The organism is Streptomyces sp. NPDC054872 (assembly GCF_053610705.1).
Map to the genome: position 1 here is coordinate 78,811 of NZ_JBSGYY010000039.1, position 11,780 is coordinate 90,590.

Below are 11,780 nucleotides of genomic sequence, written 5' to 3' on the forward strand. Positions count from 1 at the left end.
CCCGACTGAGCCGCCCAAAGGAGCCGATTCCGTGACATTGGCGACCGCGACAAAGCGGTCAGCGAACGGCGCGTCCGCCCGCAGGGGCACGGACCACGGCGCCTGGTTCCTGGTGCTGCCCGCGCTGATCCCGATCCTGATCCTGAGCGTGGGGCCGCTCCTCTACGGCATCATGCTCGCGTTCACCGACTCCCAGTCGGGCCGCACCGAGCCCACCGAGTGGATCGGCCTCCTGAACTTCCAGGACCTGCTGCACGACACCCTGTTCTGGGACTCGTTCCGCATCGGCCTGCTCTGGGCGTTCGGCGTCACCGTGCCGCAGTTCTTTCTCGCCCTCGGCCTCGCCCTCCTGCTCAACCAGCCCTTGCGGATGCGCTGGCTGGCGCGGGCGCTCGCGATCATCCCGTGGGCGATGCCCGAGGTGGTCGTCGGCATCATGTGGCGGCTCGTCTACCACCCGGACGCGGGTGTGCTGAACGAGACGCTCTCCAACCTCGGCCTGGGAGAGGGCAAGGACTGGCTCACCGGGACGGCCACCGCGCTCTTCGCCGTCATCGTCGTCGGCATCTGGGCCGGCATGCCGCAGACCACCGTCGCGCTGCTCGCCGGGCTGCAGAACACCCCGCGCGAACTGCACGAGGCCGCCGCGATGGACGGCGCGGGCGCCTGGCGCCGCTTCCGTACCGTCACCTGGCCCGCGATCAAGCCGATCGCCCTCGCCATCACGGCGCTCAACTTCATCTGGAACTTCAATTCCTTCGCCCTGGTCTACGTCCTCACCCAGGGCGGCCCCGGCGGCCGCACCCGGCTGCCCATGCTCTTCGCCTACGAAGAAGCCTTCCGCTACGGCCAGTTCGGCTACGCCGCGGCCATGGGCTGCGTGATGGTCGCGGTGATCTCCGTGATCCTCGCCTTCTACCTCGTCGGCCGCCTGAAGGGAGCCGACGAGTCATGATGCGTACGAAGAAGTCCACGCGCACCGCGCAGTACGTGGCGCTCGCCGCCTATCTCGTCTTCCTCGCCTTCCCGTTCCTCTGGCTGATCTCCACGGCCTTCAAGCCCGCGCGGGAACTGGGCAGCCTGAATCCCACCTGGATTCCCGAGGACCCGACCCTGGAGAACTTCCGGCAGGCCTTCGACGAGCAGCCGCTGCTCCAGGCCGCGGGCAACTCCCTGATCGCGGCGCTCAGCGCCTCCCTGATCGCGGTCGTCATCGCGACCCCCATGGCGTACGTCATGGCGCGGCACCGCAATCGCGTCTCGAAGGCCGCGACGGGCTGGGTGGTGATCAGCCAGGCGTTCCCCTTCGTCCTGATCATCATCCCGCTGTTCCTGATCCTGAAGAACCTGCACCTGATCAACTCACTGGTCGGCCTGATCATGGTCTACGTCGTGTGGTCGCTGCCCTTCGCGCTGTGGATGCTCGTCGGATACGTCCGCGCCGTGCCCACCGAACTGGAGGAGGCGGCCGCGGTCGACGGCGCGAGCAAGGTGCGCACGTTCGTCTCGGTCGTCGCGCCCCTGCTCGCCCCCGGCATCGTCGCCACGGCGATGTTCGCCTTCATCACCGCATGGAACGAGTTCTTCTTCGCGCTCGTCCTGCTCAAGACCCCGGAGAAGCAGACCTTGCCGGTCATCCTCAACCGCTTCATCGGCAGCGAGGGCGTCGCGGACCTCGGGCCGCTCGCCGCGGCGGCCTTCCTCGCGACCATCCCCTCGCTCGTCATCTTCGCGATCATCCAGAAACGGATCACGGGCGGCATGATGGCAGGGGCGGTGAAGGCCTGATGCGCACAGCACCACGGCTCGTGACCGCCGCCACCGCGGTGCTCGCGCTGCTGCTCACCGGCTGCAGCGGTGACTCGGGTGACGACGACGGGAAGATCACCCTGCAGTTCCAGTCCCTGGCCTGGCAGAAGGAGTCCGTCGACGTCAACAAGGCGCTCGTCAAGGAGTGGAACGCCACCCATCCCGACGTCAAGGTCGAGTACGTCCAGGGCAGTTGGGACAGCGTCCACGACCAGCTCCTCACCTCCTTCGAGGGCGGCGAGGCGCCGGACATCATCCACGACGCGTCGGACGACCTCGCCGACTTCGCGTACGGCGGCTATCTCGCTGACCTCGGCGAGCTGCTCCCCGACCGCCTCAAGTCCGACATCCCCGAGCGGAGTTGGCGGACGACGACGTTCGGGGACGGCGTGTACGGCGTGCCGTTCCTCCAGGAGCCCCGCGTCCTGATCGCCAACGCGAAGTGGTTGAAGGAGTCGGGCGTACGGATCCCGACCCCCGAGAAGCCCTGGTCCTGGGAGGAGTTCCGGGCGGTCACCAGGGACCTGAGCGACGGCAAGGGCAAGTACGGCGTGGCCTGGCCGCTCAAGGAACCGGTCTCCGCGACGCTCAACCTGTCGCTCTCCACCGGCGGCACGGTCTTCCACCGAGGCGATGACGGCAAGGTCGACATCCGCTTCGGCAAGGCCGACGAGACCATGCCGCGCACGGTCCATGACCAGGTCAACATCGACAAGAGCGCGTCGGGCACCACTCTCGGCATGGGCGGCTCCGACACGCTGCCGGGGTTCTTCGGCGGCAAGTACGCGATGGTGCCGCTCGGCTTCTCCTACCGCCAGCAGATCGTCCAGCAGGCGCCCAAGGGCTTCGACTGGCAGGTCCTTCCCGCACCGGCCGGGGCGGAGGGCCTAGCCCAGGGCGTCAGCCCGCAGACGCTCTCGGTCTCCGAGGACACCGAGCACAAGAAGGAGGCGGTCGAGTTCATCGACTTCCTCCTCCAGCCGGAGAACATGGTGCGCCTCGCGCAGGGCGACTGGATGCTGCCGACGGGCGAACAGGCCCTCAAGGATCCGGCGCTGCACACGAAGAAGAACGACTGGGCGACGGGCACCGCGCTCGCGAAGGACCTCCGCTCGGCGCCCGCCCAGTCGGTGCGCGGCTACGCGGAGTGGAAGGACAAGGTGGCGACCCCGGCGCTCCAGGAGTACTACAGCGGCGCGATCGGCATGGGTGAGCTGCGCGAACGACTGGTGAAGGACGGGAATCTGGTGCTTGCGAGGTATCAGCGCTAGGCCGCCGGCAGCCGCCGGGCCGCCGGGGGTTCAGCGCCGGGAGCCGTTCCCCTCTCCCGCCCGCACGAGCCCCGACTCGTACGCGGCGATGACCGCCTGCGCGCGGTCACGGACGCCGAGCTTGGCGAAGATGCCGGTGGCGTGGTTCTTCACGGTCTGGACGCCGATCTCCATCCGCTGCGCGATCTCGGTGTTGTCGAGTCCCGCGGCGATCAGGCGCAGTACGTCGACCTCGCGCGGGGTGAGCCCGGCGAGGTCCGCCGTCGGCGGGCGCGAGGCCGGAGCCGGGGTCACGAAGGTGGCGAGCAGCCGGGTCAGAAGCCGCGGGGCGACGACGGCCTCGCCGCGGTGGACGGTGCGCAGCGCGGCCACCAGCTCCTCGGGGGAGACGTCCTTGGGCAGGAAGCCCGAGGCCCCCGCCCGCAGGGCACCGACCACGTGCTCGTCCATGTCGAAGGTGCTGAGCGCGAGGACCCGGCATCCGGGGAGCTCGGCGCTCAGGCGCTCGGTGGCCCGGACGCCGTCGAGCACGGGCATGCGGATGTCCATCAGGACCACGTCGGGGCGGAGTTCCAGCGCCGACGCCACGGCCTGCTCGCCGTCCCCCACTTCGCCGACGACCCTGATGGAGGGGTCCGAGAGCAGGATCAGTGACAGGCCCCTGCGCACCAGCGGCTGGTCGTCCGCGATGAGCACGCTGATGCCGTCGGACTCGCCCCCGGCTCCGGGTTCGGGCTCGGCTCCGGGTTCGGTGGGGGAGGTCATCGGGTCCCGTCCTTCTCGTACGTGTCGGTGGACAGCGGCACACTGGCGGTCACCGTGAACCCGCCCTCCGCGCGGTGACCGGCCCGCAAGGAGCCGTCGTGCAGGGCGACGCGCTCCCGCATGCCCAGCAGACCGTACCCAGTGCCCTCGCCCTTGCCGCCGGGCGCCCTGCCGCCCCCGGCGCCGTCGTCGGCCACTTCGACGGTGACGCGGTCCTGGAGATAGGCGAGCCGCACCGTGGCGCGGGCGGGCCCGGCGTGTTTGCGGGTGTTGGTCAGCGCCTCCTGGACGATCCGGTAGAGGGTGAGGCCGACCGGCATCGGCAGCGCCACGGGCCGCCCGGTGACGAGGAGTTCGGCCGGCAGGCCCGCTGCGGTCGAATCGGCGACGAGGCGGTCGATGCCGTCCACCCCAGGCTGAGGTTCCGACGGCGCCTCCTCCGGGGTGTCGGTGCTGCGCAGCACCCCGAGAAGCTGCCGCATCTCGCGCAGCGCGGTGCGGCCGGACTCCTCCAGGGTCACCAGCGCGTCGCGGGCCGTGTCGGGATCGCGGTCCAGGGTCGACCTGGCCCCGCCGGACATCAGGTACATGGTGGTGATGTGGTGCGCCACGATGTCGTGGAGCTCCCGCGCGATACGGCGCCGTTCCTCGGTCACCGCACGGTCCGCGAGCAGTTTGCGGTTGATGTCCAGCTGCCGTTTCCACTGCCGCACGGCCAGGCCCACGGCGACGATGAGGCAGGGCGTGACCAGCACGTCGGAGATGCCCACCGGCAGGAAGGGCACATCGCCGAGCAGGTGCCGCGTGAGCTGCACCGGCGCGGTGGCGACGACGCCCAGGGCCACGGCGCGCCGCCCGCTGTACCGGGCCACGGTGTAGAGCGCCACCGCGACGGCGCCGCCGTAGCTGTTCGACATCGCCGAGCCGGGGTCGACGGCCAGCCCCAGGTTCACGGCCAGCTGCACGGCGAGGACCGCGCCGAGCACCGGCACGGGATGACGGCGTCTGAAAAGCAACGGGAGCACGGAGACGGTGACCAGCAGGACACCGAGGGCGGTGACGGGGGCCCCGGTGCCCTCCTCACCCGGGGCGAGGTAGGCCAGTACGTCGAGTCCCACCGCGACGGCGGCGACCACCATGTCGCCACGGGTCGGCCGCGGCCCACCCGTGAGCGGTGCCGGAGGGAAGAAGTCGCGGCCCATCCGGGCGCCTCCTGGTCGAACGGTGCGGAGGGCCCTGATGTGCCCGTCTTTCCGCACCATTACATCCCGGCCCGCGGCGCCGGGAATCGGCGTGGGGGCGGTTCTCGCACCCAGTACCCCGGTACTGCCCGCGAGGGAGCACCGGACCAGGGTCACGGGTGCGTCCCCTTCCGGCGACCGACGCCCTCAAGGGCCTTTGCGTGATGACCTGTTGGAGCCCCGGGGAAATCTCGTGGCTCATTTCGCCGGACGGGAAACAGCCCCTTTCGCCGGCCGGGAAAACAGGGGAAAGAAAACATGATTCGCGAGCTGACCTCGTTCTCCACCCGACATCGATGGCTGACGATCGTCGTCTGGACCATCCTCGGAGCGGCCCTGTCGTTCGTGGGGAATTCGATGATGTACGACGTCACCGACTCGCAGGCCGGGGACTTCCTGCCCAAGAAGTACGACTCGGCGGTGGCGCTGCGCATCGCGGAGGACGAGTTCGGCACCAAGCCCGACCCCAACGCCCTGACCGTGCTGGTCGGCAGGGACGACAACAAGAAGCTCACGCAGTCCGACCAGCGGCGGATCGCCGCCACGGCGGCCGCCCTGGGCCGGGAGCGGATCACCGCGCCGAAGCCCGAGCCGCTCATGAGGGACCACTCCCAGACCCCGCGGGTGACGCCGGGGGCCGTGGCCCCGGACAAGTCGTTCAGGCTCCTGACGGTGTCCCTCTCCGGAAATCCGGGGGACCCGGGTCTGCAGGACGTCTACAAGAAATTCCGTGACGGTGCGAAGGACGAATTCGCCGCCGCCGACCTGCGCGTGGGATTCACCGGCGGAATAGCGTCCACGGTGGATGACACGGACGCGGAGGAGCCCACCGGGAAAGTCGTCGCCAATCTGACGATGGGCCTCATCATCCTGCTGAACGTGCTGGTCTTCCGCAGCCTCGCGGCCGCGTTCGTGCCCCTGATCGCGGTGGCGCTGATCGGCGGTGTCGCGTCGGGAGCGGTGGTCGGTGCGGCGAAACTCTTCGACATCGACCTCGACCCCTCCACGCCCTCGCTGATCGGTGTCGTACTCCTGGGAATCGGCATCGACTACTTCCTCTTCCTGATGTTCCGGTTCAGGGAACACCTGCGGAACCATCCCGAGCAGAACGCCCGTACGGCCGCGGCCGAGACGACAGGGCGCGTGGGCAGCGCGATCACGTCCGCGGCCCTGACGATCGTGGCGGCGTTCGCGACGCTCGGCCTGGCGAGCTTCGGACAGTTCCGGGTCCTCGGCCCCGCCATCGCGCTCTCCGTACTGGTGATGCTCCTCGCCAGCCTCACGCTCATGCCCGCCCTCCTCGCCCTGCTCGGCCGCGGCATGTTCTGGCCCGCCCGCGCCTGGAAGAAGGAGCGCACCGGCGGGATCAGCGCACGCCTGGGGAACGCGGTGAGCGCACGACCGGTGCGGTACGCACTGGGCAGCCTGGTGCTGCTCGGCGCCCTCGGCGCCGGCGCGGTCGGCATGAAGATGAGCTACGACCAGCAGGGCCTGCACGAGACCGCGGCGGTCAGGACCGCCGAGCAGATCGCCCGGAGCCTGCCCGCCGGTGTCTCCGACCCGCACAGCGTCTACGTACGGAGCACCGACGGCGGTGTCATCAAGGGGAGTTCGCTCACCGGCATGACCCGTGCCCTCGCCGAGGCGGAAGGTGTCGGCGAGGTGGGCAAGCCGGTTCTCAGCAAGGACCGCACGGCCGCACGGGTCGACCTGTTCCTGAGCGTCGAGTCCGCTTCGCAGAAGGCGCGTGACCTGGTCTCCGGACCCGTCAGGGACACGGCAGCGCGGACCGCCCCGCAGGGCACCGAGGCGTATGTCACGGGAACGGCCGCCGTCTTCGCCGACATCTCGACGGCCGTGGAGAAGGACCTGCGGCTGGTGTTCCCGGTCGCCGCCCTGCTGATCGCGGTGATCCTCTTCCTGCTGCTGCGTTCCTTGCTGGCACCGGTCGTGCTGATGATCGCCGTGGGGCTCGGCTTCGTGGCCACCCTCGGCGCGAGCACGCTGCTCTTCCAGCACGGCCTCGACCGGCCCGGGGTGTCGTTCACGCTGCCCCTGGTGCTCTTCCTGTTTGTCGTCGCGCTCGGCACCGACTACAACATCCTGATCACCGACCGCATCAGGGAGGAGATGGAGAAGCCGGTCCCGGCGCGGCACGCGGTGGCCGAGGCGGTCCGGCACACCGCGCCCGCCGTCGCCACGGCCGGAATCGTGCTCGCCGGTTCCTTCGCCAGTCTCGCCGCGAGCCCGGCCACCCAGGAGATCGGCTTCGCCACCGGCCTGGGGATTCTCCTGTCCTCACTGGTGCTCTCCCTCGTCCTGGTGCCCGCGCTCGCCGCGCTCCTTGGACGTGGACTGTGGTGGCCGCGCAGGTCGAACAAGACCCCGGGCCGCCACCACACACCGGACGGGCCGCCGCCCGCCGCCGAGGAGTACTGGCCGCAGGCCTCCGCCCGGGCGTACTCCGAACGGCGGTAGGCGGCACGGCCGACACGGAACCGGTCGCCGTCACACGGCCACCGTCTCCTCCATCTCCTCTTCCTGCTCCCGCTGTTCGTGCCCGGCCTCGCGGCCGGGCACGGGCGCGTCCACCGCCGTCCGCGCACGCCGCTCCCAGAGCGCCGCGATGCCGGTGATCACCAGGCCGAGCAGCAGCCACGCGGCCAGCGTCCACACGTGCCCGCCGAGTTCGCGCCCGCCGAAGTAGAGGTGGCTGCGGATGCCCTCGACGAATCCGGCACCGTTCCAGAAGGCGTGCAGGGAGCCGAAGAAGCCGTTCTGCAGTTCCGGCCTGAACAGACCGCCGGACGAGGTGAAGTTGAGCATCACGAAGAGGATCATCATCGTCAGCGTCGTCCAGCGCTTGAGGAACGTGTGCAGTCCGACGCCGACGAAGAGGATGCCGGCGGCGTACAGCCATGCCATGGCCCACACGCCCCACAGGCCCTGGTGCGCCAGGTGGAAGACGGGACCGGCGAGCGCCGCGCCGATCAGGCTCACGGCGAACGAGACACCGACGACGAGTCCGGCCCTGGCCCGCATCCGCATCCCGGCACCCGCGGCCCCCAGCGCCGCCACCGACGCGTACGAGCCGATGCTGACCGCGACCAGCAGGAAGAACAGGCCCTGGCCCGTGGGGTCGTCGTCCACCGTCGGCGCCACATCGGAGACCTTCAGCGGTACGCCCCGCTCCGCCGCGACCGGCGTGAAGATCTTCTCGACCGCCATGGCGCTCATGTCGGAGCCCGCGGTGGCGACGATCACCTCGGGTGTCCTGGCGTCGGGCACGTAGGCCCCCGATATGTCCATGGACCTGAGCTCGTCGACCGCTTGCGCGCGGGAGGGCACGGTCCGTACGTCGAGGGCGCCGCCCGCCTTGTCCTTGACGGTCTGCGCGAGGGCCTGCGTCTGCTCGCCGGATCCGACGACGGCGATCGGCAGATCGTGCGGCTCCGGCGTGACGAACGCGCCCATGTACGCGAGGCCCATGCCGAGGCACATCAGCAGGGGTGTGACGAGGTGCAGCAGGATGTGACGGAGTGGTCCGGAGGCGGTTGCCGGGCCGGCTGATGCCTTGTGGGCGGGCGCCGAGGTGGCGGTCATCGGAAGACCTCTCGCGATAGTTGGCTTATACACTCAATCTCGGTGTTGTACTGTACAACCATTCGCGGAGAGGGAGAAATCGTGGCCGACAGGGACGGGTCCATCGAGATCATTCAGCGGGAGATGACGGCGTTCGCCCGGCGGGCCCGCGCCACCGCCGCACGGATGCACCCCGAGCTGTCGCTCGTCTCGTACACGCTCCTGAGTCACCTGGAGTACCAGGGCGGATGCCGGGCCACGGACCTCGCGGCGCACTACACGCTGGACAAGTCGACGATCAGCAGGCAGGTGGGCGCACTGGAGAAGGCCGGCCTCGTGGAGCGGCGGCTCGACCCGACCGATCACCGGGTGCACGTGCTGCACCTCACCGACCGGGGCATCGAGGTGCTCGCGCAGGTCACCGACGCGCGCCGGGTCGCGTTCCAGGAACGGCTGACCGACTGGAGCGGGCCGGACCTGGAGAAGTTCGCCGAGTGCTTGCTGCGCTACAACGACGCGGCGTCACGGAGCGGTCTGGACGTCGAGTGAGACGTATATGGGTGCGGGTGTCCGCGCGGCGAAGTTGCGGCATGAAGTTGCACGAGACGTCTCGTCTCGCTTAAGGTCGGTGCATGACCTCACGCCAGCGTGCCCACATCGCCATGTTCTCGATCGCCGCGCACGGGCACGTCAACCCGAGCCTCGAAGTGATCCGCGAGCTCGTCGCCCGCGGCCACCGCGTCACGTACGCGATCCCGCACCTCTTCGCCGAGAAGGTCGCCGAGACCGGTGCCGAGCCCGTCCTCTTCGAGACGACGCTGCCGGGCCCCGACGACGACCCCGAGGCCTGGGGGACCGAACTGATCGACAACATCGAGCCGTTCCTCACCGAGGCCGTCGAGACACTGCCGCAGCTGGCGGCGGCGTACGAGGGTGACGAACCCGACCTCGTCCTGCACGACATCACCTCCTTCCCCGCACGCGTGCTCGCCCGCCGGTGGGGCGTGCCCGAGATCTCGCTCTCGCCGAACCTGGTCGCCTGGGACGGGTACGAGGAGGAGGTCGCCGAGCCGATGTACGCGGAGCTGAAGGAGACCGCGCGCGGGCAGGCCTACTACGCGCGCTTCCACGCCTGGCTGGCGGAGAACGGGATCGCCCAGGACCCCGATTCCTTCGTCGGGCGTCCGCCGCGCTCGCTCGTCCTGATCCCCAAGGCGCTGCAGCCGAACGCGGACCGCGTCGACGAGACGATTCACACATTCGTCGGTGCCTGCCAGGGTGACCGCTCGGCGCAGGGGGACTGGCGTCGTCCCGATGGTGCGGAAAGGGTGCTGCTCGTCTCGCTCGGCTCGTCGTTCACCAAGCAGCCCGCTTTCTACCGCGCGTGCATCGAGGCGTTCGGGGATCTGCCCGGGTGGCATGTGGTGCTCCAGGTCGGCAAGCACGTCGAGGCGGGCGAGCTGGGGAAGATCCCTGCGAACGTGGAAGTCCATCCGTGGGTGCCGCAGCTCGCGGTGCTGAAGCAGGCCGACGCCTTCATCACCCACGCCGGTGCGGGCGGCAGTCAGGAGGGGCTCGCCACCGGGACACCGATGGTCGCGGTGCCGCAGGCCGTCGACCAGTTCGGCAACGCGGACATGCTCCAGGATCTCGGGGTGGCCCGGCACGTACCGATGGGGGAAGTCGACGCGCGGACGCTGCGGGAGGCCGTGCTCGGCCTGGTCGGTGACCCGGAGGTGGCCCGCCGTCTCGCCGGGCTGCGGGCCTCGATGGCGGGGGAGGGCGGCACGAAAATGGCGGCGGACCTGATTGAGGAGGAGCTCGCGAAGGCGGCCGGGGTGTGACACTCCGTGAGGCATTTCCGTTGCGTCACGGGTGTTTCTGTTACATACCTGTCGCTCGATAACGCTCAGGTAACGCAGGGTGGTTCTGGCATGGGTATTGACTCGTCCTGAAAGGTTGACCGTTACCCCCGGCCAAAGGTTGCACAGCCAGGTTCTTGTTCCTTGAACCAAAACCTTCTTAGCGTGAGGTGAACGTTCCGCGAACGCCAGGAAGTTGACCCCACATGCGACGAGACATACCGCCCCTCGACGAGGTGCGCCGCATCACCCAGAAGAAGCGCGACGCGTGGTGGACCGTGATTCTGGTCGATCCGGTCGCCACGCCGCTCGTGCGGTGGACGGCGATGCGGACCAGAATCACGCCCAACCAGATCACCTGGGGCGCGTTCCTTCTTGGCCTTGTCTCGGCCGCTTTCTTCGCCATGGGTGACTGGCAGTGGCTCGTCGTCGGTGCGGTCGTCTATCACTTCAGCTTCATCCTCGACTGCATGGACGGCAAGGTCGCCCGTCTCACCGGCACCGGCTCGGTGTTCGGCGCGTGGCTCGACTTCGTCTTCGACCGCATCCGCGTGATGGCGTGCGCGGTGGCCCTGATGGGCGGCCAGTTCCACCGCACCGGGGACGCCTTCTACATCTGGGCCGCGGTCGCCGTGGTCGCCCTCGACACGCTGCGCTACATCAACGGTCTCGAGATCTTCAAGATCCGGCACACCATGCGCAAGCAGATCAAGGTCCGCATGAGGGCCGCCCGCCGGGCCGAGAACGAGGCCGAGCTGGCGTTCATGGAGGACCTGCTGCGGGAGAACCCCGAGGCCGACATCGAGCAGGACCTGCAGAAGACGCAGTCGGAGCAGGGTGTTCCCGAGACCCCGGCGCTCGCGGCACCCGCGCCCAAGCGCCAGGTCATCGACCTGCACCAGGAGTTCCGCGGCAAGTTCCCCGCGTACCTGCGGGCGCGCTCCTTCCTGCTGCGGCACCGGATCCGTACGCACCTGGTGAGCGGCATCGAGTTCCAGATGGGCGTCTTCATGATCGGCCCGCTGTTCGACGTGGTGCTGCCCGCGACGATCGTCTCCGGCGCCCTGCTCCTCGTCTTCGAGCTGGCGATCATCTACAAGCTGCTGCTCTCGACGCGGGACTTCACGCGGACGATCGACTCCTTCGAGGAGCGCAAGGTGCTGGCCGCGGCGTAAGGATCACCGGCTTCGCCGACTTCCGTCCTCGAGCGCCGGGGGGGGGGGGAGATGGTGCCCGGCGGGGGCGGGCGG

Annotated in this window: 10 protein-coding genes; 7 read left to right on the top strand and 3 right to left on the bottom strand. The window is 69.4% G+C overall.

Annotation, left to right across the window (positions count from 1 at the left end; genetic code table 11):
• The first annotated feature begins 31 nt into the window (after positions 1-31).
• The 3 genes from ACWGIH_RS34910 to ACWGIH_RS34920 are packed head-to-tail and all read left to right on the top strand — an operon-like array spanning position 32 to position 3,080.
• A complete protein-coding gene (locus tag ACWGIH_RS34910) occupies positions 32-955 on the top strand; it encodes a carbohydrate ABC transporter permease (RefSeq protein ID WP_453449281.1) in 924 nt (307 codons plus the stop codon).
• Positions 952-1,788, top strand: a complete 837-nt coding sequence (locus ACWGIH_RS34915; RefSeq protein WP_453449282.1) for a carbohydrate ABC transporter permease — start codon at positions 952-954, stop codon at positions 1,786-1,788. The genes ACWGIH_RS34910 and ACWGIH_RS34915 overlap by 4 nt, the downstream gene beginning before the upstream one ends.
• Positions 1,788-3,080, top strand: a complete 1,293-nt coding sequence (locus ACWGIH_RS34920) for an ABC transporter substrate-binding protein (protein ID WP_453449283.1) — start codon at positions 1,788-1,790, stop codon at positions 3,078-3,080. The genes ACWGIH_RS34915 and ACWGIH_RS34920 overlap by 1 nt, the downstream gene beginning before the upstream one ends.
• A gap of 30 nt (positions 3,081-3,110) precedes the next feature.
• Here the strand turns inward: ACWGIH_RS34920 and ACWGIH_RS34925 are convergent, their stop codons facing one another.
• Positions 3,111-3,845, bottom strand: coding sequence for a response regulator (locus ACWGIH_RS34925; protein WP_453449284.1), 735 nt, complete (start codon positions 3,843-3,845; stop codon positions 3,111-3,113).
• Positions 3,842-5,047, bottom strand: coding sequence for a sensor histidine kinase (locus tag ACWGIH_RS34930; RefSeq protein ID WP_453449285.1), 1,206 nt, complete (start codon positions 5,045-5,047; stop codon positions 3,842-3,844). The genes ACWGIH_RS34925 and ACWGIH_RS34930 overlap by 4 nt, the downstream gene beginning before the upstream one ends.
• 297 nt (positions 5,048-5,344) lie before the next feature.
• Here ACWGIH_RS34930 and ACWGIH_RS34935 point away from each other — a divergent pair, with 297 nt between their 5' ends.
• A complete protein-coding gene (locus tag ACWGIH_RS34935; protein WP_453449286.1) occupies positions 5,345-7,564 on the top strand; it encodes an MMPL family transporter in 2,220 nt (739 codons plus the stop codon).
• A 30-nt stretch (positions 7,565-7,594) separates the two neighbouring features.
• On the opposite strand, the gene ACWGIH_RS34940 is transcribed toward ACWGIH_RS34935, so the two are convergent.
• Complete coding sequence (locus ACWGIH_RS34940) at positions 7,595-8,689, bottom strand: hypothetical protein (protein ID WP_453449287.1); 1,095 nt, start codon at positions 8,687-8,689, stop codon at positions 7,595-7,597.
• An 81-nt stretch (positions 8,690-8,770) separates the two neighbouring features.
• Here ACWGIH_RS34940 and ACWGIH_RS34945 point away from each other — a divergent pair, with 81 nt between their 5' ends.
• The 3 genes from ACWGIH_RS34945 to ACWGIH_RS34955 all read left to right on the top strand — a co-directional run bounded on the left by ACWGIH_RS34945 (position 8,771) and on the right by ACWGIH_RS34955 (position 11,705).
• The gene (locus ACWGIH_RS34945; RefSeq protein ID WP_453449288.1) at positions 8,771-9,217 is read left to right on the top strand and encodes a MarR family winged helix-turn-helix transcriptional regulator; all 447 of its coding nucleotides are present in this window, start codon (positions 8,771-8,773) and stop codon (positions 9,215-9,217) included.
• A gap of 83 nt (positions 9,218-9,300) precedes the next feature.
• Entirely contained in the window at positions 9,301-10,512 is a 1,212-nt protein-coding gene (gene mgt, locus ACWGIH_RS34950; protein ID WP_453449289.1) for a macrolide-inactivating glycosyltransferase, read from the top strand.
• A 224-nt stretch (positions 10,513-10,736) separates the two neighbouring features.
• Positions 10,737-11,705 carry a CDP-alcohol phosphatidyltransferase family protein gene (locus tag ACWGIH_RS34955; protein ID WP_453449290.1) on the top strand — a complete coding sequence of 323 codons (969 nt, stop codon included), beginning with the start codon at positions 10,737-10,739 and terminating at the stop codon, positions 11,703-11,705.
• Positions 11,706-11,780: the final 75 nt, after the last annotated feature.

Bases quoted from the DNA above. Each gene is read 5' to 3' on its own strand.
- ACWGIH_RS34915 (WP_453449282.1), top strand. From the start codon at position 952: ATGATGCGTACGAAGAAGTCCACGCGCACCGCGCAGTACGTGGCGCTC.
- ACWGIH_RS34920 (WP_453449283.1), top strand. From the start codon at position 1,788: ATGCGCACAGCACCACGGCTCGTGACCGCCGCCACCGCGGTGCTCGCG.
- ACWGIH_RS34925 (WP_453449284.1), bottom strand. From the start codon at position 3,845: ATGACCTCCCCCACCGAACCCGGAGCCGAGCCCGAACCCGGAGCCGGG.
- ACWGIH_RS34930 (WP_453449285.1), bottom strand. From the start codon at position 5,047: ATGGGCCGCGACTTCTTCCCTCCGGCACCGCTCACGGGTGGGCCGCGG.
- ACWGIH_RS34935 (WP_453449286.1), top strand. From the start codon at position 5,345: ATGATTCGCGAGCTGACCTCGTTCTCCACCCGACATCGATGGCTGACG.
- ACWGIH_RS34940 (WP_453449287.1), bottom strand. From the start codon at position 8,689: ATGACCGCCACCTCGGCGCCCGCCCACAAGGCATCAGCCGGCCCGGCA.
- mgt (WP_453449289.1), top strand. From the start codon at position 9,301: ATGACCTCACGCCAGCGTGCCCACATCGCCATGTTCTCGATCGCCGCG.
- ACWGIH_RS34955 (WP_453449290.1), top strand. From the start codon at position 10,737: ATGCGACGAGACATACCGCCCCTCGACGAGGTGCGCCGCATCACCCAG.